This window comes from Mesorhizobium sp. M0139 (assembly GCF_040322455.1).
In the GTDB taxonomy this organism is placed as follows: domain Bacteria; phylum Pseudomonadota; class Alphaproteobacteria; order Rhizobiales; family Rhizobiaceae; genus Mesorhizobium.
Genome location: NZ_JAMYTN010000016.1, coordinates 51,150 through 74,952, shown reverse-complemented (window position 1 = coordinate 74,952; position 23,803 = coordinate 51,150). Strand labels below are relative to the sequence as shown.

21 protein-coding genes are annotated in these 23,803 nt (G+C 64.1%); 10 read left to right on the top strand and 11 right to left on the bottom strand.

Annotation, left to right across the window (positions count from 1 at the left end):
* Positions 1-101 precede the first annotated feature (101 nt).
* From NKJ58_RS25065 to NKJ58_RS25055, 3 genes are read left to right on the top strand one after another with little or no spacing between them, the layout of a single operon-like run.
* A complete protein-coding gene (locus NKJ58_RS25065; RefSeq protein WP_023673195.1) occupies positions 102-698 on the top strand; it encodes an NADPH-dependent FMN reductase in 597 nt (198 codons plus the stop codon).
* Entirely contained in the window at positions 695-1,408 is a 714-nt protein-coding gene (pyrF, locus tag NKJ58_RS25060; RefSeq protein WP_023755354.1) for an orotidine-5'-phosphate decarboxylase, read from the top strand. Before NKJ58_RS25065 ends, pyrF begins: the two co-directional genes overlap by 4 nt.
* 13 nt (positions 1,409-1,421) lie before the next feature.
* Positions 1,422-1,709: a DUF1330 domain-containing protein gene (locus NKJ58_RS25055; RefSeq protein ID WP_023681317.1), complete on the top strand. Its 288-nt coding sequence runs from the start codon at positions 1,422-1,424 to the stop codon at positions 1,707-1,709.
* An 18-nt stretch (positions 1,710-1,727) separates the two neighbouring features.
* On the opposite strand, the gene NKJ58_RS25050 is transcribed toward NKJ58_RS25055, so the two are convergent.
* The 8 genes from NKJ58_RS25050 to NKJ58_RS25015 form a co-directional block, all read right to left on the bottom strand.
* Complete coding sequence (locus tag NKJ58_RS25050) at positions 1,728-2,981, bottom strand: low temperature requirement protein A (RefSeq protein WP_027049051.1); 1,254 nt, start codon at positions 2,979-2,981, stop codon at positions 1,728-1,730.
* Between the two features lie 91 nt (positions 2,982-3,072).
* Positions 3,073-4,134, bottom strand: a complete 1,062-nt coding sequence (locus NKJ58_RS25045) for a D-alanine--D-alanine ligase family protein (RefSeq protein ID WP_352854049.1) — start codon at positions 4,132-4,134, stop codon at positions 3,073-3,075.
* A 103-nt stretch (positions 4,135-4,237) separates the two neighbouring features.
* Positions 4,238-5,113, bottom strand: coding sequence for an SMP-30/gluconolactonase/LRE family protein (locus NKJ58_RS25040; protein WP_196814867.1), 876 nt, complete (start codon positions 5,111-5,113; stop codon positions 4,238-4,240).
* On the bottom strand, positions 5,113-5,754 hold the full coding sequence (locus NKJ58_RS25035) for a 2-dehydro-3-deoxy-6-phosphogalactonate aldolase (RefSeq protein WP_023755350.1): 642 nt from the start codon (positions 5,752-5,754) through the stop codon (positions 5,113-5,115). Before NKJ58_RS25035 ends, NKJ58_RS25040 begins: the two co-directional genes overlap by 1 nt.
* Positions 5,755-5,776: 22 nt before the next feature.
* A complete protein-coding gene (locus NKJ58_RS25030) occupies positions 5,777-6,721 on the bottom strand; it encodes a 2-dehydro-3-deoxygalactonokinase (RefSeq protein WP_027049049.1) in 945 nt (314 codons plus the stop codon).
* Between the two features lie 5 nt (positions 6,722-6,726).
* The gene (locus NKJ58_RS25025) at positions 6,727-7,494 is read right to left on the bottom strand and encodes an SDR family NAD(P)-dependent oxidoreductase (RefSeq protein ID WP_023755348.1); all 768 of its coding nucleotides are present in this window, start codon (positions 7,492-7,494) and stop codon (positions 6,727-6,729) included.
* A 169-nt stretch (positions 7,495-7,663) separates the two neighbouring features.
* Positions 7,664-9,013: a putative bifunctional diguanylate cyclase/phosphodiesterase gene (locus NKJ58_RS25020; RefSeq protein ID WP_023681311.1), complete on the bottom strand. Its 1,350-nt coding sequence runs from the start codon at positions 9,011-9,013 to the stop codon at positions 7,664-7,666.
* A 100-nt stretch (positions 9,014-9,113) separates the two neighbouring features.
* Positions 9,114-10,913, bottom strand: a complete 1,800-nt coding sequence (locus NKJ58_RS25015; RefSeq protein WP_023696055.1) for a hypothetical protein — start codon at positions 10,911-10,913, stop codon at positions 9,114-9,116.
* Positions 10,914-11,037: 124 nt separating this feature from the next.
* On the opposite strand from NKJ58_RS25015, the gene NKJ58_RS25010 reads away from it, so the two are divergent.
* The 3 genes from NKJ58_RS25010 (at position 11,038) to gshB (ending at position 13,509) form a co-directional block, all read left to right on the top strand.
* On the top strand, positions 11,038-12,042 hold the full coding sequence (locus tag NKJ58_RS25010; protein WP_023681309.1) for a glycosyltransferase: 1,005 nt from the start codon (positions 11,038-11,040) through the stop codon (positions 12,040-12,042).
* A 4-nt stretch (positions 12,043-12,046) separates the two neighbouring features.
* The gene (locus NKJ58_RS25005) at positions 12,047-12,421 is read left to right on the top strand and encodes a GtrA family protein (protein WP_023696056.1); all 375 of its coding nucleotides are present in this window, start codon (positions 12,047-12,049) and stop codon (positions 12,419-12,421) included.
* Between the two features lie 134 nt (positions 12,422-12,555).
* The gene (gshB, locus tag NKJ58_RS25000) at positions 12,556-13,509 is read left to right on the top strand and encodes a glutathione synthase (RefSeq protein ID WP_023681307.1); all 954 of its coding nucleotides are present in this window, start codon (positions 12,556-12,558) and stop codon (positions 13,507-13,509) included.
* Between the two features lie 92 nt (positions 13,510-13,601).
* Here the strand turns inward: gshB and NKJ58_RS24995 are convergent, their stop codons facing one another.
* The gene (locus NKJ58_RS24995; RefSeq protein WP_352854045.1) at positions 13,602-14,675 is read right to left on the bottom strand and encodes a glycosyltransferase family 2 protein; all 1,074 of its coding nucleotides are present in this window, start codon (positions 14,673-14,675) and stop codon (positions 13,602-13,604) included.
* Between the two features lie 184 nt (positions 14,676-14,859).
* Here NKJ58_RS24995 and NKJ58_RS24990 point away from each other — a divergent pair, with 184 nt between their 5' ends.
* A complete protein-coding gene (locus NKJ58_RS24990; protein ID WP_155923791.1) occupies positions 14,860-15,924 on the top strand; it encodes a glycosyltransferase in 1,065 nt (354 codons plus the stop codon).
* Positions 15,925-16,174: 250 nt separating this feature from the next.
* Positions 16,175-17,707, top strand: a complete 1,533-nt coding sequence (locus NKJ58_RS24985) for a YifB family Mg chelatase-like AAA ATPase (RefSeq protein ID WP_023687500.1) — start codon at positions 16,175-16,177, stop codon at positions 17,705-17,707.
* A gap of 205 nt (positions 17,708-17,912) precedes the next feature.
* On the opposite strand, the gene NKJ58_RS24980 is transcribed toward NKJ58_RS24985, so the two are convergent.
* Together NKJ58_RS24980 and NKJ58_RS24975 are read right to left on the bottom strand one after the other, a co-directional pair.
* Entirely contained in the window at positions 17,913-20,084 is a 2,172-nt protein-coding gene (locus NKJ58_RS24980) for a malate synthase G (protein ID WP_352519080.1), read from the bottom strand.
* 133 nt (positions 20,085-20,217) lie between these two features.
* Positions 20,218-22,239, bottom strand: a complete 2,022-nt coding sequence (locus NKJ58_RS24975; protein WP_352519081.1) for a hydantoinase/oxoprolinase N-terminal domain-containing protein — start codon at positions 22,237-22,239, stop codon at positions 20,218-20,220.
* Positions 22,240-22,434: 195 nt separating this feature from the next.
* Here NKJ58_RS24975 and NKJ58_RS24970 point away from each other — a divergent pair, with 195 nt between their 5' ends.
* A complete protein-coding gene (locus NKJ58_RS24970; RefSeq protein ID WP_023673293.1) occupies positions 22,435-23,412 on the top strand; it encodes a threonine ammonia-lyase in 978 nt (325 codons plus the stop codon).
* An 8-nt stretch (positions 23,413-23,420) separates the two neighbouring features.
* Complete coding sequence (locus NKJ58_RS24965) at positions 23,421-23,801, top strand: nuclear transport factor 2 family protein (RefSeq protein ID WP_023681284.1); 381 nt, start codon at positions 23,421-23,423, stop codon at positions 23,799-23,801.
* Positions 23,802-23,803 lie beyond the last annotated feature (2 nt).

Sequence of the window (23,803 nt, the reverse complement as noted above, 5' to 3'; positions counted from 1 at the left end):
CACACCTTCGCGCGCCTGCCCCCCGATCGTTTCCGTTTTTTGAGCCAGTGCGTTGATTTGCGCAGCCTCTGGCTGTACCTGTCCGGGAACAAGAGTGGCCAATGGCTGTGATCGCGAAAATCCTCGTCTTCGCCGGCTCGGTGCGCAGCGGCGCCTTCAGCGGCAGGACCGCCGATGTGGCGCAGAAGGAGCTGGCCATGCAAGGCGCCGAGGTGACGCGCATTTCGCTGGCCGACTATCCGCTGCCGATCATCGACGAGGACCTCGAAAAGGAAAAAGGCGTTCCCGACAACGCCGTGAAGCTCGGCCGGCTGATCGCCGCCCATGACGGGCTACTGATCGCGACGCCGGAATATAATGGCTCGATCCCGCCACTGCTCAAGAACACGATCGACTGGGTAAGCCGGGTGCGCCTCGATGGCGGCTGGCCGGTGAGGCCGCTTGTCGGCAAGGTCGCCGGCCTGTGCTCGTCTTCCAACGGACATTTCGCCGGGATCCGCTGCATCAACCATCTGCGCGCCGTGCTGGTGCGCTGCCAGTTGGAGATGGTGACGCCGGAATGCTCGGTATCCGATGGCGGCAGTGCCTTCGACGGCGACGGCAATTTCAGGGATGAGAGACTGACCAAATCGATGGAGCACCTATGCCGCACGCTGATCGAAACCTCGCGCATGCTGTCGACCCGGACCGGGGCATGATTTCCACAGCCATGCAGGCCCATACCATGAGAGAAAGGCTGATCGTCGGCCTCGACGTGCCGACGGTGAAAGAGGCCGAACAGGCGGTGCAGGAGCTCGACGGCGTCGTCTCCTTCTACAAGATCGGCTATCAGCTGGCCTTCGCCGGCGGGCTCGACTTCGCCAGGGAGTTGGCCAGCGGCGGCACGAAAATCTTCCTCGACATGAAGCTGCTCGACATCGACCACACGGTGGCGAAGGGTGTCGAGAACATCGTGCGCATGGGCATGACCATGCTGACCATCCACGCCTATCCCAAGGCGATGCGAGCCGCGGTGGAGGCCGCCAGGGGCAGCGACCTCTGCCTGCTGGCGGTCAGCGTGCTGACCTCGATGGACGAGCAGGACGTGATCGACGCCGGCTATGAATACGACCCTCACACGCTGGTGCTGAGACGCGCCGAACAGGCGTTGCATGCCGGCATGGGCGGCGTCGTCTGCTCGGCCGAGGAGGCGGAAGCGGTGCGCCGCATCGTCGGACCCGACCTGGCGGTGGTGACACCGGGGATACGGCCCAAGGGCAGCGACCATGGCGACCAGAAACGCGTGGTGACGCCCGGCCAGGCGATCCGCAACGGCTCCAGCCATCTTGTTGTGGGCCGGCCAATCGTGGCGGCAAGCGACAGGCGCGCGGCGGCGGAAGCCATACTGGAAGAGATGCGCGCCGCGTAACGAGGAGAAGAAAATGCCCAAGGGATACTGGATAGCCCGCGTCGATGTGCGCGACGCCGAAGGCTACAAGGACTATGTCGCTGCCGCCAAGCTCGCTTTCGACCGTTTCGACGTGAAGTTCCTTGCCCGTGGCGGTGAGCATGAAAAGGCCGAGGGGCCTGGCCGCGCCCGCAATGTCATTATCGAGTTCGAATCGCTCAGCGCGGCGCACGATTGCTACCACTCGCCGGAGTACCAGCGCGCCGTGGCCATCCGTCAGAAAGTAGCCGATGGCGAGATCGTGCTGGTCGAGGGTATCTGACGCGCGAAGCTGCTCTGCTCAGTGCGGCGCTTCCTCCTGCGCCAGCACCTCCAGTTGATGGCGGTGCCCCGACAGCTCATAGCCGACAACGGTGACGGCCGGCGCTAGCGTGAGTAAGATGAGGCAGACCGCCATGTCGACGCCGGCAAGGGCGGCGATGATGGCAAGTGCGACGACCGCAGCCGTTCCCGCCAGCAGCCAGACATGGAGGGGATCGAAGCGCTGGACGAGATAATAATACAGCGCGTAGATCGCCCCCAGGAACACGCCTAGCGGAATGGCGACCGAGAGCAGGGTCGCTACCGGGCCGATATGGGCCTTGTGCTCGATGAAATAGGCCGCGACATGCAGCCCGGCGCCGGTGGCGACGATGGCCGCCACGATCAGCATCTGGCCATAGCCCCAGACAAAAGAGCGATTGCGGTGCTGGTGCAGCACTGTCCCCGAGGGCAGCATGTAATAGACCCACCACATGCCGAAGGTGAGACCCATTCCGGCAATGCCGATCAAGGCGGCATCGAGGTTCCAGCCCTGCTCCTCGACCACGGCCGACAGCGTCGCCAGCGTGCCGACCACCCCTTCGCCCAGCGCGATGATGGCGAAGAGGCTGTAGCGCTCGGCGACGTGATGCGCGTGCCAGGGCGTGCCGCCATCCCGGCGTTCGGCGATGACCGGTCCGGCAAGCTCGATGAGAAGCAGGACCGCGCCGAAAGCCAGGCTCGTCGCCAGCGAGAAATCGACCAGGATCTGCACCACCCAGCCGATCTGGGCGATCGCGATGGCGATGGCATAGGTGAGACAGGCACGCCGCCGCCCAGGGTCCTGCCGCGCCGCGCGCAGCCATTGGAAGATCATGGCGACGCGCATGATGACGTAGCCCAGCACCATCACCGAATTGTTGAGGTGTTCGCCATGCTCGATCGAGGCGAACATGCGCGGCAGGCCGATGGCCAGCACCAGCACGCCGATCATCTGCACCATGGTGACGAGGCGGAAGATCCAATCGTCGGTGTCATAGGCGGAGGAAAACCAGGAGAAATTGATCCACGCCCAGCAGATCGCGAAGCTGGCAAAGCCGAAGCCGATCAGCGCCGCCGCGTAGTGGCCCTCGGCCAAGGCATGCGCCAGTTGCGACGAGGCAAGGCTGAAGGCGGTGACGAAGGTCAGATCGAACAGCAGCTCGAGCGGCGTGGCGACGCGATGCGCCTCATGCGGATCGCGCCCGGCCATGCGCCTTATGTGATGATGGAGGGAGCTTGCTGGTGTGCTCATCGCGCGGCCTTGCCTGAGGACTGTCCCGCGACACTAAAGGTGGAGCAAAAGCCGTCAAGGCGCGGTAGGTCGTGCCGGTCCCCGCGGCCTTTCAGATCGCCTGTCGGTTCAGTCGGTTCGCCGCCGTCTCGGCAACCGCATCGGCCAGCGTCATGCTCCATTGCAGCCGGCAATAGGCGCGGAAATCGAAGCAGGGCAGGCCGGGACAGACTTCGAACTCGATGAGGTGGGCATGATCGGTGGCCTCGACCCTGAAATCGATGGAAAACACGTCGCGCAGGCCAAGTCCGCTGACCAGCCGCTCGGCGATGCGGCGGATGGTTGCCGCGGCTGCCGGCTGGGTGTCGGCAACCGCCTCCAGCACCGGCTCGCTGTATAGTCCAGCCGCCTTGGCGGCCTCGCCGGTGTCGCCGTAAAGCGCCATCGAGTCCGCCATGGTCTGGAAATCGCCGCCGGAGTCGACGAACGCAATGCCGAGCGCTTCCGCCCCGGCATCCGTTTGCAGCCCAAGGAAGCTGGCGCGGACATTGCGACCGCCGACATAGGGCTGGACGACGACATCGTCGCGATAAGCGGCATAGACCCGCCGGCTAAGCTCCAGCGCATGGGCCAGGTCGTTGCAGCGTGAATCCGGCCAGATGCCTACCTTAGAGCCGAGCCGGTTCGGCTTGACGAACCAGCCGGCTTCCGAAGCTGGCGGGGCGGCCAGCCAGCGGCCGTCGCGGGCCAGGCCTGCCTGCGGCGCCGGCAGGCCGAGCGCGCAAAGCACGGCGCCGGAGCGGAACTTGTCCTGGCAAAGCGCGAACAGCGCATCGTCGGCTCCGATGGTTCTAAGCCCATTCAGCCTGGCAAGTGCGGGCGCTGCAGCACCGCGGAAATAGGCAATGCCGTCGGTCAGCGTCCAGACAAGCGTGGTTGCGGGATCGGCCTTCGCCAGCGCGCTTGACGCATCGTCGAGTGCAACCGGCATGAAGGCGAGGCCGCGCCGCCCGCAAGCGGCGGTGATTTCATCGAATTCGGGCGCGAGATCGGTCGATTGCGCCAGATAGGACGAGATTTCCAAGGCACGCTCGGCAGGAAAACCATCGGCGGCCAGCCTGTCGAAACAGGCCTTTTCAGGCTCGTAGACGAGGATCAAGGTCGGGCGCGGCATGGGTCAAAGCTTCTCGGTGATGCAGCCACACCATCGCACGGCCAATGCGATCGGCTTGCGCGAAATCGACCCGCGCCCGCCGCCTGCACGACAACCGGTACGCTCAGGCGATCAGCACGCGCGGCTCGAAGCGGCCGTTGACGGGGATGTCGAGCAGGAAGGTCATGCCGGCCTGTGGGTCGAGCTTGCGCTGCTTGTCGTCCTTGCCTTTCCAGGCCGAGGTCACCGCCAGCCGATCGGCCTTGGCGCCGACAAAGGCCGGGCACGAGGACTGCCCCGCCGGCACGGCAATCTCGCGCAACAATGTGCCGTCCGGCGCATAAGCCTTCACTGCCTTGCCGCCCCAGACCGCGTTCCACAGCACGCCGTCACGGTCGACAACCGAGCCGTCGACATAGCCCCGCGACGAGCGATGGTCGACGAACACTTTGGACTCGCCGACCGGCAGGCCCGTCGCCGGATCGCAGGCGACGCGCATCAACAGGCCGGTCGCGGTATCGGTGTAGTAGGCGATCGTTCCATCCTGCGAGAAACAGATCGAGTTCGACACGGTGATGCCGGTGTAAAGCGTGCGCAATTCGCCCTTGAAGAACCAGTAGATGGCGCCCGCGCCCTTCTCCTCACCCTTGCCCATCGTGCCGACCCAGAAGGCGCCACAAGGGTGGACGCGCGAATCGTTGGAGCGGGTCAGCGCATTGTCGGCCTCGATGGGCGTATGCAGCGTCAGCTTGCCGGTCGAGACGTCGCGGACATGCAGGCCGGTCTCGGTGGCGATGAGCTGGCGATGGTCGTCGATGATGGCGATGGCGCTGGCCATCTGGCCGAGGTCGTGGACCTTCAGCGCGCCGGAAGCGACGCCCTGCTCCAGCAGAAGGCCGTTGACGATGTCGAACCAGAACAGCGTATCGGTGGCGGGATCGTAGCTCGGCCCCTCGCCGAGTTCGCAGACATGGTCCGAGAAAACCGAAACGTTTTCCATCATGCCGCTCCGCCGAAGGCCGCATCCCAGGCCGTCACCGCCGCCTGCGCGCGCGAGGCCACCTCGTCGACGCTCATGCCGGGTTTGAACAGGCTGGAGCCAAGACCAAAAGCAGTCACCCCAGCGGCTTTGTAGCCGGCAAAGTCTTTGTCGGAAACGCCGCCGACGGCGCCGACCACGGTATCGGCCGGCAGCACGGCCCGCATCGCCGAAATGCCGCTAGGCCCGAGCACGCTTGCCGGGAAGAATTTGAGCGCCGAAGCCCCAAGCCTAATCGCCTGAAAAGCTTCGGTGGGGGTGAACACGCCTGGCATCGTCACCATGCCATGGTGCATGGCGCGGGCCATGACGTCGGCATCGATGTTGGGGCTGACCAGCAAGCGCCCGCCGGCCTTGGCCAAGGTGTCGACATCGGCTGAAGTCAGCACCGTGCCGGCGCCGACCAGCGCTGTCTTGGGCAAAGCGGTGACAATGCTGGCGATCGATGAAAACGGTTCCGGCGAATTGAGCGGCACCTCGATGGCTTCGATGCCGGCGTCAAACAGCGCCTGGCCGATGGCAACCGCCTCGCTGGGTTTGAGGCCGCGCAGAATGGCGACAAGACCACGCTTGAGCTTCGGGAAGGGTGCGGTCTGGGTCACGCTATCACTCCACTCTGGTGAGTCATTTGGCGATCATGCCATTTTCTCGCGCCGCCTCGATAAGGCCGGCACGCACCGCCTCGTCGGCGTCGACCGTCCTGACGGCAAGCGCTGCAAGGTCGAGCGCCTGGCGGTAGAGGGCTGCTAGCGACCCCGAGGCGACCAGCACGATTGCAGTGGTGCTTTCGCCATAGCGGCGGCCCGCCGAGGCGATCTCGCCGCCGATCAGCAGGCCGGACAGGCAAGCGGCGGCATCGTCGGCCTTGAGGTCCTGCAGCAGGCCGGCGGCGCGGATCGAGAACAGCCGCGAGGTGACATCGCCGCCCTCAGCCAAAGCCTTGCGGCACCATTCCTGGAAGGAGGGATTGTCCGGAATGACCGGCTTCGGGCTCTCGCCCAGCGAATGGCGCAGGATCGAGTGAGTGGCCAGCACCGAAAACAGCTCGCCGGTCGGCCAGGTGCAGAAGCCGTCGACCGCGCCGTCTTCGACCAGAACCCATTTCGAATGGGTGCCGGGCATGCAGACGAGATGGCGACCTTTTGCCGGCAAACCGGCGCCGGCAAGCTGGGTTTCCTCGCCGCGCATTACATCCGGCGCATCTTCCAGGCGCTGCGCCAGGCCAGGCACGATGCGGATGTCGCGGCTCTGGCCGGGAATGCGGGCGGCCCCCGCGAGGATGGCACTGAGCGGCGCCGGCACGGTGATGTAAGGCGCTTCCAGCCAACCCTGGCGCGAGCCGGCCATGCCGCAGATGATGACTGGCAGTGTGTCAGGCGCGCCGAGCGCCGCGAGATGGCCTTCGAGGATGGTCGAAAAGCCTTTTTGCTGCGCGGTGATCAGCCCATCATCGCCGCGACGCTCGGCAAGCACCCCGCCCGCCTCGTCGACCAGCCAGACCCGCATGCGGGTCGTGCCCCAGTCGACGGCGGCGACTGCCGGCGTGCCTTTTGCCGGATTTTGATTCACCGGGCTCACAGGAAACCCCCGTCGACGATCAACATCTGCGCCGTCAGCATACGCGAGGCGTCGGAGGCCAGGAACAGCACCGTGCCGACGATGTCGTCGGGCTGCATGACCTGCTTGATGCTTTGCTTGGCGACATGGGCGGCGAGCCCCTGCTCGGTGACCCAGAGTTCCCGCTGCCGCTCGGTGATCACCCAGCCCGGCGCAATCGCATTGACGCGGATGCCATCGACCCCAAGCTTGCCGGCGAGACCTTTGGTGAGGCCGAGTATGCCGGCCTTGGCGGCGGTGTAGGCCGGCATATCGGGGTGGTTGATGAGATAGGAGGTTGAGGTGAAGTTGATGATCGAACCGCCGCCGGCCCGCTTCATGCCCGGCGCCACCGCCTGTGCGGTGAAGAAATGCGGGCGCAGATTGACGGCGAGATTGTTGTCCCAGAACTCGACGGTAACGTCAGCGACGTCGTGGCGTTCGTCCCAGGCGGCATTGTTGACCAGCACGGTGACGTCGCCATGTGCCTCAGCCGCTTTGGCGGCCGAAGCGCGCAACGCCTCGACGTCGCGCAAATCGGTCTTGAGGTAGAGCGGTCGCCGGCCAAGTTCTTTTTCGACGCGGTCGGCAAGCAGCGTGCTTGGGCCATCGGCGATGTCGATGAAGGCGACATGGGCGCCCTGGCGAACGAAGCCCTCGGTCAGTGCCGCACCAATTCCGGAACCGCCGCCGGTGATCAGCACCGAGGCTCCCCTGAGGTCGGCAAAATCCGCCGATGGCATCATATCTTCATCTCCCGGTCCGGTCGGCGCGCATCCTATCCAGCCAAGTCCGGGGAGCAAGGGCGAAAACGGCGATTTGATTGGCTTATGTCAGACAAAAGGCCGCAAGATGGCGGCCACAGTCGATCTTGGCTCGCGCCGCTGACTTGCTCGACGCAGGCCAGACCGCCGGTCAGACTGCCTTGGCGTAGAGGGCGCCGCGATAGGAATCGCGGAGGTAGCCGAGCGTGGCGTCGGCATCGACCGGTTTGCCGAAGAGATAGCCCTGGCCGCCGGCGCAGCCGAACTGAACGAGGCGGTCGGCCTGCGCCTCCTCCTCGATGCCTTCGGCGACGACATCCATGCCGAGCCCTTCACACATGGCCAGAATGGCGCGGATGATGTGTTCCGACGGTCGGTCGTCGAGGATCGAGGAGACGAAGGCGCGGTCGATCTTGAGCTTGTCGAAATGGAATTCGCGCAAGCGGCCGAGCGAGGACTGGCCGGTGCCGAAATCGTCGAGCGAGACTCGGATGCCGACGCGACGCAGGTCCTCGACGATCTTCTCGGCCGAGGCCGGATCGTTCATCAGGCCGGTTTCGGTGATCTCGATCTCCAGCCGTCGCGGATCGAAGCCGGTGCGGTCGAGGATCGACAATATGTGCAGGCCAGTGTTCTGGTCGACGAGCTGCGAGGGCGACAGGTTGAAGGACAGGAACAGGTCCTTCGGCCAGCTGCGCGCCGCTTCGGTCGCCTTGCGCAGCACCAGCTGCGATAGCGGGCCGATGATGCCGCGCTCTTCGGCGATCGGGATGAACACGGTCGGCGGCACCACGCCGAGGTCGCGATCGGTCCAGCGCGCCAGCGTCTCGAAGCCGATGGTGCGGCGGGTGGTCAAATCGACGATGGGCTGGAAATGCGGTTCGACCTCACCGGCCGAGACGGCACGGCGCAGCGCCTGTTCGATGCGGGTGACGCGCTTGGCCGCCTCTTCCATTTCGCGGGTGTAGACGACGACCCGGCCACGGCCCGAACGCTTGGCGTGGTAGAGCGCCGTTTCGGCCTTGTTGACGAGGATTTCCGTGGTTTCGTCGCCGGAATAAAAGAGCGAGCAGCCGACCGAGGCCGAAAGCCTGGCGGTGCGTTCGCCGACATCGTAGGGCGCCGACAGGATTTCGATCATCATGCGCGACTTCTCGGCCGCCGCTTCCTCCGAGAACACCATCGGATACAGGAAGGCGAATTCGTCGGCGCCGATGCGGCAAACGGTGGAGTGGCTGTCCATCGAAGCGCGCAGCCGCATTGCCACCTGGATCAAGATGTCGTCGCCGGCCTTGTGGCCGAACAGATCGTTGATCGGCTTGAAGCCGTCGAGGTCGAGAATGCCGACCGTGAACGGCGCGGGATCGTCCGCACGGTCGCTGATCAGGCGATCGACCTTGTCGAAGAAGCGGCGATGGTTGCCAAGCCCGGTCAGCGCATCGGTGAACGCCAGATCCGAGTTTTCCCTGCTTGCCTGCCCGGTGCCAAACGTCGTTTGCATCGGTATCCCTGTTTGTGACGCCCGAAATTTAGGCTGAGACTGGCAGCAAAGCGTTTAGGAAGCGTATCGCGAAATCGATTTTTCGCTGGCGAATGATGCTTTAGCGGACGCGGTAGAGTTCGATCGGGTCTCCGCGCGTTTCGGCCATCGGTTCGAGCCAATCGGGGACGCTTCCCTGCATCAGCCCGGCCAGGAAGCCTTGCGGCGCCTTGGCGGCGAGCACCTTGCTTTCGGCGCTGCCGCGGCACAGCGCCACCAGGCCGACGTGATGAGCCGCTGCGATCGTCCCCGCCTGGTCCGCCGATCCGAGGAAGGCATCGAGCGCAAGCAGATCGCCGGCGATGTTGCGATGATAGGGGCCGGCAAAGACGCGGTGCCCGGAATATGCAAGGATGGGCGAGCCGAGATTGGAAATGGCAAGCACCGTGGTGTCCGGCAGCCGGGCCAACGCCGCGAAGGAGGCCTTGCGCTCGCAGGACGGATCGCTGTCGGTGTCCTGTGCCTCGACCGAGACCTTGCTGGCCTCGAATACGTTCGACGTCGCGGCGGCAGCGCCGGCCCAGACGGCATTCACCGACACCAGCCAGACCGCCGCCATGCGCAGCGATACGCTGCGCGCAGGGCTGATCCTCGCCCGTTCGCGCCAGCTTGCGATCCAGGCCGACAGCGGGATGACGGCAAAGGCGATCGAGAATGTCGAGCCGCGGACCTGCCAGGCGCTGACGATGAAGGCGCCGACCAGCAAGGCGCCGACGAGGATGTCCTGGCGGCGCCATGGTCCGCGCAGGCGAAGCGCCATCAGCGCGATCGCCACCAGCGGCGTGACATAGCGCGCCGCCAGCGACGCCGGCTCATTGACGGCAATACTGAACAGCGACTGCGCCTCGTCGATGTGATCGAGCCACAATTCCTTGAGGCGCGGATCGAGGTTTGCGTAGGGAGCCGCAAGGCATTGCGGAAACAGCGCCACGATGACGACGCCCAGCCCAAGCGCGAGCAGGCTAAGCGAGATCAGGCGGCGGCTGGCCGTGCCATTGGACACCGTGAGCGACGTCACGGCGGCAAGCCCCAGTCCGGCGATTGCCGCCACCACGAACTGCACAGCCGAGAAGGCATCGCACTGCGGCTGGCCCATGGCCGATGGCGGGATGGTGGTGACGAAGACGAGGGCTGAAACCCCGGCAAAGCCGAGACCGAAATCCCTGGCGATCCGGCGTTCGCCGCCGGGATCGACGACGAACAGCAAAGCGATGCAGGCGCCGATGGTGGCGACATAGGGCGCGGTTTCCATGCCGACGGCCAGCGTCAGGGCCGCGCACAGGCCGGAAGTCAGGGTCGCCCAGCGACGCGTCGGCGCCTCGAGCAGCAGGCTGAGGCTGGCCATGGTCAGCGTCAGCTGGACATTGTGATGATCGAGCGCACCCGGCAAGAAAATGCCGATGAAATGCAGCGCCGCCGCGCCGATGACGATAGCGGGCAGCACGGCGCCGACGCCGGCGAAGCTGCGTGCCGCACGGGCTGTAAAAAACACCGCCAGGCAAAACAGCAGCGACGGCCACAGCACCTGTGCGATCACTTCGGCCATGGCCATGCTGCCGGTCAGCGCCGAGGCGGCGAGGATGATGGCGGCGAGCGGTGCGTCGACCAGCCGCGACCAGTGCATGACGAAACCGCCTTCCGGCCCCATCCTGTACTGATGCAGGTCGAACCAGCCCTGGCCGGCCAGCATGTCGCGAACCTCGACCAGCCGCAGCAGGCTGTCATTGTCGCCGCCGGCATTGCTCAATTCGCGAAAGCCCGTGGCGGCATTGACGGCCAGCACCACCAGCATGGCAAGCAGCGCCAGCGTCATATCGGACTTCCAGGAGGAAGCACCCGCCTTGGCTGCGTTCATCATCATGACCTTCGTCGGAAAGACTGCGGCCTTAAACCTAGCCTTAACAGCTTCAATAAATAGTAAAGTCGCCTGAGCGAGGCCGCATATGAGCGCGGCCGGAGGCTCCGCCGGGTGTCGGGAGACGGAAATGCCGCACGAAGTCCGCCATGAGCCGGCCATTGCCGTGCTCCTGCCTTGCTACAATGAGGAACTGACCATCGCCGAGGTGGTGCGGCGCTTTCGCGAGACGCTGCCATCGGCCGAGATCTATGTCTATGACAACAATTCCAGGGATTTGACCGCGCTCAAGGCGCGCGCAGCGGGCGCCATCGTCGTCCGCGAGCCGCGCCAGGGCAAGGGCAATGTCGTGCGGCGCATGTTCGCCGACATCGATGCGGACATCTATCTGATGGCCGATGGCGACGGCACCTATGCGCCGGAAGATGCCTCGCTGCTGATCAACATCCTGCAGACCGAGCGCTGCGACATGGTGGTTGGCACCAGGCGCGGCGTCACCGACGATGCCGGCCGTTCCGGCCATGCCTTCGGCAACCGCATCTTCAACAGCCTCTACAAGCGGCTGTTCGGCGCCGACTTCACCGACATCTTCTCCGGCTACCGCGTCTTCTCGAGGCGTTTCGTCAAGAGCTTTCCCGCGGTTTCCGGCGGCTTCGAGATCGAGACCGAAATGTCGGTGCATGCCTCGCAGCTCAAACTGCCGGTGAGCGAGATCGCGCTCGATTATGGCCGCCGGCCTGAGGGATCGTCGTCGAAGCTGTCGACCTATCGCGACGGCGCCAGGATCCTGTGGATGTTCGCCATGCTGATGAAGGAAACGCAGCCGCTGCGCTTCTTCGGCGCCTTCGCGATTTTCTTCCTGGCGTCGAGCCTTGCCCTGATGACGCCGGTGCTGATCGAATTCGCCCAGACCGGCCTCGTGCCGCGCATGCCGACCTGGGTGCTGTCGGTCGGCCTGCTGCTGCTCTCGATGCTTGCGATGGTGACCGGACTGATCCTCGATTCGGTATCGCGCGGACGCGCCGAGCAGAAACGCATTTTCTATCTCTCGGTTCCGTCGGGCCGGGTCGAACGGCGCGAACGCACGAGCGAAACAGCGAAGGCCGAACCGGGCAAGACGCCCCGGGCCGCCTGAGGCCGTGAGCCGGCTCGCCCGCTTCGTCCTGGCCGGCGGCGTTGGTTTCGTCGCCGATGCCGCGGTGCTCTGGCTGCTCTTGGCGGTGACGCCGCTCGGTCCCTTCGTCGCCCGTGTCCTGTCGATCGGCTTTGCGCTGTGCGTCACCTGGCAGATCAACCGGCACCTGACCTTTTCGCCGTCGAGCCGCGGCGTGGCGCAGGAGGGCGCGCGCTATGGCGGCGTCGGCATCGCCACCAGCATTGTCAACTATCTCGTCTACTGCGCCATCCTGTTCGCGCTGCCGGCAATGCCGCCGCTGGCGGCACTTGCCGTCGCCTCGCTGGTCGCCGTGGCGCTGTCCTTCCTCGGTTACTCCCGGCTGGTCTTCGACCGGTAAAGGTCTGGGCCAAGCAAGCGCGATTGGCAGAAGCCGCCAAGTTCCGTATATCGGCGACTTGCCTTGCCGCAATTCCGGACGGAAAACCGCTACGCACTTTTCCTGGACTTGCTCGACCCGCTGGAGACCAAAAGATGACCCTGAAGATCGCCGTCCAGATGGACCATGTCTCCACCGTCTCGATTGCCGGCGACACGTCTTTTGCGCTGTCGCTGGAGGCGCAGCGGCGCGGCCACCAATTGTTCCACTACACGCCCGACCGGCTGTCGATGCTGGGCGGCAAGGTGTTTGCCCGCATCGAAGAGATGAAGCTCCGCGACGAGAAGGGCAATCATTATACGCTGGGCGACAAGGTGCGCACCGACCTGTCGGAGATGGATGTGATCCTGCTGCGCCAGGATCCGCCCTTCGACATGAATTACATCACCACCACGCACATTCTGGAGCGCATTCACCCGAAGACACTGGTCGTCAACGACCCGGCCTGGGTGCGCAACAGCCCGGAAAAGATCTTCGTCACCGAATTCCCCGATCTGATGCCCGAAACGCTGATCACCAAGGATCCCCAGGAGGTCGCGGCCTTCCGCAAGGAATTCGGCGACATCATCGTCAAGCCGCTCTATGGCAATGGCGGCGCCGGCATCTTCCATCTCAAGGGAGACGATCGCAACCTCGCCTCACTGCTCGAAATGTTCGCCCAGCTGTCACGCGAGCCGTATATCGTCCAGCGCTATCTGAAGGATGTGCGCAAGGGCGACAAGCGCATCATCCTGATCGACGGCGAGGCGGTCGGCGCCATCAACCGCGTGCCGGCCGACCACGATTCCCGCTCCAACATGCATGTCGGCGGCCGCGCCGAAAAGACCGAGCTGACGGAGCGCGAACGCGAGATTTGCGCCCGCATCGGCCCGTCGCTGAAAGAGCGCGGCTTCATCCTGGTCGGCATCGACGTGATCGGCGACTATATGACCGAGATCAACGTGACCTCGCCAACCGGCGTGCGCGAAGTGCAACGCTTTGGTGGCGCGGATATCGCCAGCCTGTTCTGGGACGCGGTAGAGGCGAAGCGGCGGAATTTGGCCGCGTAGTGTGCGTTGCTACGGAGGACTTTGGTGGGTCCAGAGAAGCATCGAAAGATGCTCTTTATCGGGTAAGACTGCCGAGCAAGCGGCTCATCAAATCAAACTATGTCCCGGAAGCGCCGAGGCCTCAGTTTCGGAGGAAGGAGACCGATAAGTCTGGTCTGCAATTTTCGCTGTGGTGTTGCCCAGTCTTTCAGCAGAAAACCCGCATCGGAGTTCTTTTCCAGCAATGCAAAAGCCGCAGACAGTCCGATCAGGTCGACCAAGGTCCTGCGCATTGAGTGGCGGGAGATTAAATGCGCCAGTCCCGGCGCCACTTCGCACCAACGATTGGCCAGTGCCCGCCGTATCGCTATTTCAGTATCAGGCGACATCCTGCCGAGGCCAACTCCGGTACCCAGGATGCGCCCGTCCGCCCAGCCATTGCCGCCGTGAAGCCGATAACTGCCAAGAGCCCGCCCAATCCTCACGGTTCCGCCGATCATATGGGCGGCACGAGCCATATAACCATCGGCACATATCCTTATTTCGTCCGGATCGGATGGACGCATGATTTCAAGCGGAGCTCGACGAAACATCATCCCCGATGTGGTTGACCAAAACCAACCCACGGTACCCCGATCAATAAATAATAATGTCGGGTCAGCTTCGGTGTCGACATGCAGGTAGCCGCTCATTTTCGGCATCGATCGCGGGTCGTTCAGGTGGAATACGGGATGACCGCCCGCAAGCAGGTTGCCGCCCGTATCTATCACCACCTCATCGGAGCTCGACATTGCCGCGATACGGGTTTGGCTGAGATGCGCTCTCACATGGCATTCTATGAAGTTAGGATGCCAAGCATCGTCACCGTCAAGAAAGGAGATCAGGGGCCCGGCTGTCGCGTCAAGCCCGGTCATCATTGCTGTCAACTGCCCGCCATTTTGCAGTCGGGGCAGAAAGCGGAAACGACTGTCGCCAAGCTGGGACAGACACTCTTCAATCCTTCGGCGGGAACCGTCGGTCGAAAAATCATCGACCACCACGCATTCGAACGCAGTGTATGTCTGCGCCGCTACGGATCGGATCGCAGTGTCGATGAATGCCTCTTGATTGAAACAGCCTACGCAAACGGATACGGTTGGTAGCGCGATGTGAGAACCAGCTCCGCTTGGGACGATGTTTTCTTTCAAGAGGCGCTTCTCCGTACACCAGATTTGATCGCCTGAGATATTCCGTCGATCAGATGGCGGTGTTTCTTTGCCAAATTTCTCTCTATCGAAGCGAGTTTTTCTCCGCACTCAAGATCGCAATTGCCGCATGTTGACCCTACAGCACGGGTATCGCCCTCCTACCAAATTCGAGATTGTCAGAGCCATGCTGCGTCATGGCCACAACCTCAGAAAAGGGCACCCTTCCGCGAAGTCGCAACCTGCTCTTCAGGCCAGTTTGCTGTCGGACGATCCGTTCATATCCTATTCGGGAATGTCCGGTACGCCGCTCGGATTAGCAAGTCATATGCCTTTCCGTCCACGCAGCCACCGCGCCTGGTTTCTCATCTCGCCAACCTGGTCCATCGAAAACAGTGCTAGCGTCAAAACCATCCGGACCTATGCCGTTCTGCATAGACTCAAGAACCCCCGTCACTCGCTAATCTTCCTATCCAACACTCAGGCAGAGGCTGATCTGTTGAACCAGTCCGGCGAGGCCGCCGTCCTGCACAACAAGACGTCAACAACCTCCGAACACATATTCAGGCCTCTCGATGACGTCCCTGTAGAATTTGATGCAATCTACAATGCGCAGCTGGCTCCGTGGAAGCGCCATGACTTGTCGCTTGGCATCCAGCGTTGCGCATTTGTCTTCTATCGAGATTCAAGCGGATCCTCCACGACGGAGTCGGAAAGAGCGCGAATAAATCGGCATAGGGAGCTCGCGCCGCATCACGTCTTTATCAACGAGTTTGACGGCACCGGCAAGCCTGTCCGATTGGCACCGGCTCAGGTGAACACGCATCTAAATCGTGCAGCCGTGGGAATCTGTCTCTCTCACCTGGAAGGACCAATGTTCGCAAGCACGGAATATCTTCTCGCGGGGCTTCCAGTGGTCACGACGCCGAACCATGGCGGCCGAGACCTTTATCTGGATGATGACTATTCGCTTACAGTTCCACCCGATCCTCGATCCATCGCGGAGGCTGTCTTAGCGCTGAAGGAGCGACGAATTCCCCGGGATTACATTCGTTCGCAAACTTTGAAACGAATCGAACGAGACCGCGGGCGGTTCATAGACCTTGTAAACGAGATTTTTCTGGAGAGCGGCTCTTCGCGCCGGATCGCCCTGCCTTGGCCTTTCAGATATCCTGTCATGGAGTGGCTTCCACCACAGGTCGCGATCGATCGATCGCTTTCAGGTTCGGTCGATGCCTTCATCACCGCTTAGAAGCAACACCCTCAGATTGCCGAAGGGCCTAGTCGCCCTTGTTAAACGCGGTCGAGGAGGCGGAGCAGCCGTTCCATTTTGCTTAACCATCTTCCGTTTTTGCAACCGGCACAGCGCGCTGCAACCACCACGAATGCATGTTCCTGTAATGTTCTTGCCTTGGCCTAAAATCTATGGTTGTCTTGTCCTGACGTCGCTCGCGGTCTGAACCACAAGGCCGAGGCGAGCCGGTATCCGGGGGCAGAGCAAGATGGTGGCGCGGGTTCGCACGGTAGCTTTCCAGGGCATCGAGGCCGTGCCGGTCGATGTCCAGGTGATGATCGCGCCGGGCAAGGTCGGCATGCAGATCGTCGGGCTGGCCGACAAGGCGGTGGCCGAAAGCCGCGAGCGCGTGCAGGCGGCACTGCATGCGTCGGGGCTGTCGATGCCGTCGAAGAAGGTGACGGTCAACCTGGCGCCTGCCGATCTTCCCAAGGAAGGCAGCCATTACGATCTGCCGATCGCGCTCGGCCTGATGGCTGCACTCGGCGCCATTCCGGGCGACATGCTGGCCTCCTATGTCGTGCTCGGAGAATTGTCGCTCGACGGCACCATTGCCACGGTCGCCGGTGCGCTGCCGGCGGCGATCGGCGCCAATGCCGAGGGAAAAGGCCTGATCTGCCCGTTCGGCTGCGGGCCGGAAGCGGCCTGGGCGGGCAAGGATTTCGACATATTGGCGCCGCGCAGCCTGATTGCCATCGCCAATCATTTTCGCGGCACGCAGGTGCTGTCGCGGCCCGAGCCCGGCATCCATGTCTCGGCGCGCGACCTGCCCGACCTTTCCGACATCAAGGGCCAGGAAAGCGCCAAGCGGGCGCTGGAAGTGGCGGCGGCCGGCGGCCACAATCTGTTGATGGTCGGGCCTCCCGGCTCGGGAAAATCGATGCTGGCGCAGAGGCTGCCTTCAATTCTGCCACCACTGGCGCCCAAGGAACTTCTTGAAGTCTCGATGATCGCCTCGGTGGCCGGCGAGCTCGGCGAAGGCAAGCTCACCGACCGGCGGCCGTTCCGCGCACCGCACCATTCGGCTTCGATGGCGGCAATGGTCGGCGGCGGCATCAGGGCGCGGCCGGGCGAAGTATCGCTTGCCCATAACGGCGTCCTGTTCCTCGACGAGTTTCCCGAATTCACGCCGCAGACCTTGGATGCGCTGCGCCAGCCGCTGGAGACCGGCGACTGCATGATCGCGCGCGCCAACCACCGCGTCACCTATCCAGCGCGCATCCAGCTGGTGGCGGCGATGAACCCGTGCCGTTGCGGCATGGCCGGCGAGCCCGGCTATCGCTGCCTGCGCGGCGAGCGCTGCCGCACCGACTACCAGGCGCGCATCTCCGGCCCGCTGCTCGACCGCATCGATCTCAGGATCGAAGTGCCGGCGGTCTCGGCCGCCGACCTGATCCGGCCCGACCGGGCGGAGAAAAGTGCAGCCGTCGCCCAGCGCGTGGCGCGCGCCCGCACCATCCAGCGCGAACGTTTCGAGCGGCTGGGCGTCACCAGCGCCACCACCAACGCCCATTGCTCGCCTTCTGTCATCGAGGACATCGCCGCGCCGGACGCAGCCGGCCTGTCGCTGCTGAAAGACGCCAGCGAGAAACTCGGCTTTTCTGCGCGCGCCTATCACCGCGTGCTTAAAGTGGCGCGCACACTGGCCGACCTCGACGCCAGCGAAACCGTCGGCCGCATTCACCTGGCCGAGGCGATTTCCTACCGCATGATGTCGGAGCGGGTGGCGCAGGCGGCGTAACGCTCCTCCTTGAGGGGAAGGTGGCCCCGAAGCGGCAGGGTGGGGGTCGCCGAAGAATGGTCGATCTTTTTGGAGCCGAGCCGAGAAAGGGCCTCTGCAATGACATTGCTTGTAGTGTCGTCCGAAGGGAGTCGCCGCACTTCACGCAGGACCCCACCCGGCCCTTCGGGCCACCCTCCCCTCAAGGGGGAGGGAAATGCAGGCGCTAATTCGCCCGCTCTTTCGCCTTCAGCTCCAGCCTCCGCGCGTGCAGCACCGGCTCCGTATAGCCGTTCGGCTGCTCGCGGCCCTTGAACACCAGGTCGCAGGCGGCCTGGAAGGCGATGGAATTGTCGAAATCGGCGGCCATCGGGCGGTAGAGCGGGTCGCCGACATTTTGGAGGTCGACGATCGCCGCCATGCGCCGCAGCGAATCCATCACCTGAATTTCGGAGCAAACCTTGTGGTGCAGCCAGTTGGCGATGTGTTGCGAGGAGATGCGCAGCGTGGCGCGGTCTTCCATCAGGCCGACATCGTTGATGTCGGGCACTTTCGAGCAGCCGACGCCCTGGTCGATCCAGCGCACGACATAGCCCAGAATGCCTTGCGCATTGTTGTCGAGCTCGCGCTGGATCTCGTCGGGGGTCCAGTTCGGCCGCACCGCCACCGGCACCGACAATATATCATCGAGCTTCGCCTTCGGCCGGCTCTTGAGCGCCGCCTGGACGGCATGGACATCGACCTTGTGATAGTGCGTGGCGTGCAACGTCGCCGCCGTCGGCGACGGCACCCAGGCGGTGTTGGCGCCGGCCTTGGGATGTGCGATCTTCTGTTCCAGCATCGCCGCCATCAGATCGGGCATCGCCCACATGCCCTTGCCGATCTGGGCATGACCGGCCAGCCCGCATTCGAGCCCGGCGTCGACATTCCACGCCTCATAGGCGGAAATCCAGGCGGCCTGCTTCATGTCGCCCTTGCGGATCATCGGGCCGGCTTCCATCGAGGTGTGGATCTCGTCGCCGGTGCGGTCGAGGAAGCCGGTGTTGATGAACACGACGCGTTCCCTGGCGGCGCGGATCGCCTCCTTGAGGTTGACGGTGGTGCGCCGCTCCTCGTCCATGATGCCCATCTTGATGGTGTTTGCCGCCATACCGAGCAGCGCTTCGACGCGGTCGAAAATCTCGACTGCGAAGGCGACTTCCTCCGGCCCATGCATCTTCGGCTTCACCACATACATCGAGCCCGCGCGGGAATTCATCCGACGCCCGTTGGCGCCGACATCGTGCAGCGCGATCAGCGCCGTCATCGCCGCATCCAAGATGCCTTCCGGCACCTCGTTGCCATCGCGGTCGAGGATGGCCGGATTGGTCATGAGGTGACCGACGTTTCGCACCAGCATCAGCGAGCGGCCAGGCAACCTCAGCGCGCCACCACTGGGCGCGGTCCAGGCGCGGTCCGGATTGAGCTTGCGCGTGAAGGTTTTGCCGCCCTTGCTGATTTCCTCCGCCAGATCGCCCTTCATCAGGCCGAGCCAGTTGCGGTAGACGATGACCTTGTCCTCGGCATCCACCGCCGCGACCGAATCCTCGCAGTCCTGGATGGTGGTCAGCGCCGATTCCAGGATCACGTCGGCAATGCCGGCCGGGTCGGTGCGGCCGATCTGGTTGGTGCGGTCGATGAGGATCTCGATGTGCAGGCCGTTCTGGACCAGCAGGATGGCTTCCGGGTTGGCACCGTCGCCGCGATAGCCGGCAAATTGTTTCGGGTTGGCCAGCGTGGTGCCGCCGGCGCCGGCGCCGAGCCGCAAGGTGCCACCCGAAACCGTCAGCCCGTTCACGCCGGCCCATTTGCCCGAGGTGAGCGGCACGGACTCGTCCAGAAAACTCCTCGCCCAGGCAACCACCTTGGCGCCGCGCACGGGGTTGAAGCTTTTACCCTTCTCGGCGCCACCGGTCTCGGCAATGGCGTCGGTGCCGTAGAGCGCATCGTAGAGCGAGCCCCAGCGGGCATTGGCGGCGTTGATCGCATAACGCGCATTCATCACCGGCACCACCAGCTGCGGCCCGGCAACGCTGGCGATCTCGGGGTCGACATTGTCGGTCGACACGGAGAAGGCCAGCCCTTCGGGCACGAGATAGCCGATCTCACGCAAGAAGGTTTTGTAGGCCTCCATGTCGATGGGCGCGCCATTGGCGCGGTACCAGGCGTCGATCTGTTCCTGCATGGCGTCGCGTTTGGCCAACAGCGCCCGGTTCTTCGGCGCGAGATCATGGACGATGGACGAAAAGCCGTTCCAGAAGGCGTCGGCGGCAATACCGGTACCCGGCAGCGCTTCGCCGACAAAGTCATGCAGTTCGCGGGCAATCCGCAATCCGGCGATCTCGACGCGATCGGTCATCAGGGCTTCTCCAGATGAAAGGCTTTGCGGCCTTTGGCATGTCAGGGGTGAAGGGTCAATTCAGCTTAGGGTGAAGGCGGGGATTTTGAAGCTGCTGATCTCCCCCCAAGGGGACCCCAAGGGGGGAGATTACCTAAACCGCAATCCTCGGCCGACCCGATGCAACCGCCACCACATGCGCTTCGATAAACATCCGTTGGGCCTCAACGGTAGACACCTTGAACTCGGTCGAAACGTCGATCTCGGCATTATCCGTGCCGGCATCCTTCGCCCGCTCGGCTACGATCGCCCGCACATCAGCCTCCGCTGCCGCGATCGCCTTGGCCTCGTCCGTGAAGTCGCGCACCGTTTGCCCCGACGCCATACGAAACAAACCTTCCTTAGGCTGGCTGACGCGGGCTTCGGCCGAGACGCGGACCTGGCCGACGACGGCGCCGAGTGCGTTGGCGACGTCGGTATCCTCCGGCACCACGCACTCATTACCGACCAGCTCGGCCAAGCCGGCATAGTGCAGCGGCGCCGAGGCGCCGAGGCCGATGACCGGACGATCGAGCGCGACGCTGAGCCTTGCGATGCCGGGATGGGAATCGACGGCGCGCTGCACCAGCGCATGCGCGACGGTGGCGGCGCCATCCAGCCCGTCTTCGGCAAAGGCGGTCTCCAGAATGTATTCGGCCGACCAGCGCGTCAGCGTCAGCAGCACCCGTTCGGAAATCACCTCCGGAGACGGCGCGATGTACTGGCCTCGCCCATCACGCTTGCGGGCAAACAGTTCGGCGCCGAGCCGGGCCGCAAGCGGGTCCCAGTTGGCCTGCTTGCCGAGCACATGGGCGGCGTCCGAAGGGGTGAAGCCCGAGATATGCACAAGACCGCGCGAGACCAGCCGGTTCAGCGTGGCGTTCTGGGCGTTCGAGGTGAGCAGCCTGTCGATGGCGAGCGGCACGGCACCAATGAGTTCATACAGTTTCGCCTCGGGCGCGGTCAGGCCGGCGGCGAGCCTGTCCGGCACGCCGGTGCGCAACGCAAAGCGGCCGTCCATGCGGCCGGGATTGGGCGCCCTGAGCTGGCGCTCGAGCTCCGATGTCACGGAAACACCATGCATCATGCCGGCCAGCGCCAGTGGCACCAGGCGGCGCGGCCCGAGCAGGATTTTCGGGTTGAGCGCGCCATCTTCCAGCGCCACTTCGGAATCGCCGCCGAGGCCGAAGGTGCGCATGGCGACCGCCTCGACCATGGTGCGGAAGCCGCCGACGGTGGCGCCTTCGGGATCGAGCCGGGGACGGCCGCCGTCGAGCACGGCGACATCGGTGGTGGTGCCGCCAATGTCGGACACCATGGCGTTGTCCAGGCCCGTCATGTGGCGGGCGCCGACCAGGCTGGCGGCCGGGCCGGAGAGGATGGTCTCGATCGGCCGCTGGCGGGCAAAGGCCGCCGAAACCAGCGCGCCATCGCCGCGCACCACCATCAGGGGCGCTGCGATGTTGCGGGCTTCCAAAAATCCTTCGGTTGCCGCCACCAGCCGGTCGATCATCGAGATCAGCCTGGCGTTGAGCAAGGTGGTGAGCGCGCGACGCGGACCGCCGAGCTTGGCCGACAATTCATGGCTGGCGGTCACCGGCAGGCCGGTCTTTTCGCGGATGAGGTCGCGCGCGGCGAGTTCATGCGCCGGGTTGCGGGTGGCGAAATAGGCGCACACGGCAAAGCCCGACACCGAGGCGCCGAGTTCAGGGAGTGCTGCTTCCAGCCCCGACAGATCGAGCTTGGCCGCATTGCCGTGCACGTCATGGCCGCCCGGACAAAACACCACCGGATCGGTGCCGAGCGCCGTCTTCAGCCCGTCGCGCGCAAGGTCGGCCCCGGTAAAGCCGATCATGATGAGCGCCACACGCCCACCCTGGCCCTCGACCAGCGCATTGGTGGCGAGCGTCGTCGACATCGACACGAGTTTGATCGCGGCCGGATCGGTGGCCGATTTTCCCAGCACCGCATCGACCGCGCCGGAAATGCCGACGGCAAGATCGTGCCGCGTGGTCAGCGCCTTGGCCTTGGCCAGCACCTTGCCTTTTGGCCCGCCTTGTTCCGACCACAGCACGGCATCGGTATAGGTGCCACCGGTGTCGATACCGAGAAACAGGGGTTTTGGCTTGGCGGTCATGTCTGGCGGTCCGGGATTCTGCTCCCCCGCCCTTAGCCGATACGGCCCGGCTGATAAAGGCGGGAGAGGTGGGCCAGTTTGACCCTCGTCGCCGCTCATGCCCGCCAAACTTTGTAACGGTCACATTTTTTCATTGGTGCGTGGCCTGCCTTTGCGTGCACCATGCGCCGATCTCATCCCTTTCAGGACTTCGCCATGACCACGCTTCCCGGCATCGCCGACATCCATGCCGCCGCCGCGCGGCTCTCCGGCCTGATCGCCGAAACGACCTTGATCGAATCGCTGGAACTCAACAAACGCTTCGGCGGCCGCATCCTGTTCAAGCCGGAGACGCTGCAGCGCACCGGCTCGTTCAAGTTCCGCGGCGCCTACAACAAACTGTCTTCGCTGAGCGAAGAAGAGCGCAGCCGCGGCGTCGTCGCCTTCTCCTCCGGCAACCATGCTCAGGGCGTCGCCGCGGCGGCTGCCATGTTCGGCGTCAAGGCGGTCATTGCCATGCCGGCCGACGCGCCGGCGATGAAGATCGCCAATGTCCGCAAGATGGGCGCCGAAGTGGTGCCGTTCGACCGCTTTCGCGACGACCGCATGACGGTGGTGCGACCCTACATGGACAAGGGCATGGTGCTGGTGCCTCCTTTCGACGATCCGGCCATCATCGCCGGCCAGGGCACGATCGGTCTCGAACTGATGCGCCAGGCAAAAGCGCTCGGCGTCAGCCTCGATGCGGTCGTCATTCCCTGTGGAGGCGGCGGCCTGACGAGCGGCATTTCGATCGCCGTCAAGGATGCCTCGCCGGCCACGGCAGTCTGGGCCGTTGAGCCCGAGCATTTCGACGACACCCGCCGCTCGCTGATCGAGGGAAAAAGGGTCTCCAACGAGCCTGGCCACAGCTCGATCTGCGATGCCATCCTCACCGCAGAGCCCGGTGCCATCACCTTCGAGATCAACCGCAAGAACCTCGCCGGCGCCATCGCCGTCTCCGACAAGGCGGCCGCACAGGCGGTGCGCGACGCCATGGCCCATCTCAAGCTGGTGGTCGAACCCGGCGGCTGCGTTGCGCTGGCGGCGCTCTCGTCAGGCGAGATCGAACTGTCGGGCAAATGCGTCGCCGTCGTGCTGTCAGGCGGCAATGTCGATTTCACCACCTATGCCGAGATCATGGCCGCGGCCTGAGAACCGATATGGCAGACGCTGAGATAAGGGCGGCTCTCGATCGCCATTGGGCTGCCTCCGATGCCAATGATCTTGAGACGGAGCATCAGATCTATCGCGAGGACGCGGTGCTCGATTATCCGCAATCAGGCGAGCGCATCAGCGGACGGCACAACATCCAGTCGTCGCGCGCCACGCAGCCCAACCGGAAGCGCTTTGCCGTGCGGCGGATCACCGGGTCAGGCGACCTCTGGATCACCGAATATGTCCTGACCTATGACGGGATTCCGTCCTATACGGTGAGCATCATGGAGTTCGTCGATGGCAAGGTGGTTCGCGAGACCCAGTATTTCGGCGATCCGTTCGAGCCGGGGCAGTCGCGCGCGCAATGGGTCGAACGGATACCTTGAAA

Excerpts from the sequence above, each read along its gene's own strand:
- NKJ58_RS25015 (WP_023696055.1), bottom strand. The coding sequence starts at position 10,913 with ATGATGATGAACGCAGCCAAGGCGGGTGCTTCCTCCTGGAAGTCCGAT.
- NKJ58_RS24980 (WP_352519080.1), bottom strand. The coding sequence starts at position 20,084 with ATGACCGATCGCGTCGAGATCGCCGGATTGCGGATTGCCCGCGAACTG.
- pyrF (WP_023755354.1), top strand. The coding sequence starts at position 695 with ATGATTTCCACAGCCATGCAGGCCCATACCATGAGAGAAAGGCTGATC.
- NKJ58_RS25055 (WP_023681317.1), top strand. The coding sequence starts at position 1,422 with ATGCCCAAGGGATACTGGATAGCCCGCGTCGATGTGCGCGACGCCGAA.
- NKJ58_RS25025 (WP_023755348.1), bottom strand. The coding sequence starts at position 7,494 with ATGATGCCATCGGCGGATTTTGCCGACCTCAGGGGAGCCTCGGTGCTG.
- NKJ58_RS24970 (WP_023673293.1), top strand. The coding sequence starts at position 22,435 with ATGACCACGCTTCCCGGCATCGCCGACATCCATGCCGCCGCCGCGCGG.
- NKJ58_RS24990 (WP_155923791.1), top strand. The coding sequence starts at position 14,860 with ATGCTGCGTCATGGCCACAACCTCAGAAAAGGGCACCCTTCCGCGAAG.
- NKJ58_RS25045 (WP_352854049.1), bottom strand. The coding sequence starts at position 4,134 with ATGCCGCGCCCGACCTTGATCCTCGTCTACGAGCCTGAAAAGGCCTGT.
- NKJ58_RS25050 (WP_027049051.1), bottom strand. The coding sequence starts at position 2,981 with ATGAGCACACCAGCAAGCTCCCTCCATCATCACATAAGGCGCATGGCC.
- NKJ58_RS24965 (WP_023681284.1), top strand. The coding sequence starts at position 23,421 with ATGGCAGACGCTGAGATAAGGGCGGCTCTCGATCGCCATTGGGCTGCC.
- gshB (WP_023681307.1), top strand. The coding sequence starts at position 12,556 with ATGACCCTGAAGATCGCCGTCCAGATGGACCATGTCTCCACCGTCTCG.
- NKJ58_RS25065 (WP_023673195.1), top strand. The coding sequence starts at position 102 with ATGGCTGTGATCGCGAAAATCCTCGTCTTCGCCGGCTCGGTGCGCAGC.
- NKJ58_RS24985 (WP_023687500.1), top strand. The coding sequence starts at position 16,175 with ATGGTGGCGCGGGTTCGCACGGTAGCTTTCCAGGGCATCGAGGCCGTG.
- NKJ58_RS25040 (WP_196814867.1), bottom strand. The coding sequence starts at position 5,113 with ATGGAAAACGTTTCGGTTTTCTCGGACCATGTCTGCGAACTCGGCGAG.
- NKJ58_RS25010 (WP_023681309.1), top strand. The coding sequence starts at position 11,038 with ATGCCGCACGAAGTCCGCCATGAGCCGGCCATTGCCGTGCTCCTGCCT.
- NKJ58_RS25020 (WP_023681311.1), bottom strand. The coding sequence starts at position 9,013 with ATGCAAACGACGTTTGGCACCGGGCAGGCAAGCAGGGAAAACTCGGAT.
- NKJ58_RS24975 (WP_352519081.1), bottom strand. The coding sequence starts at position 22,239 with ATGACCGCCAAGCCAAAACCCCTGTTTCTCGGTATCGACACCGGTGGC.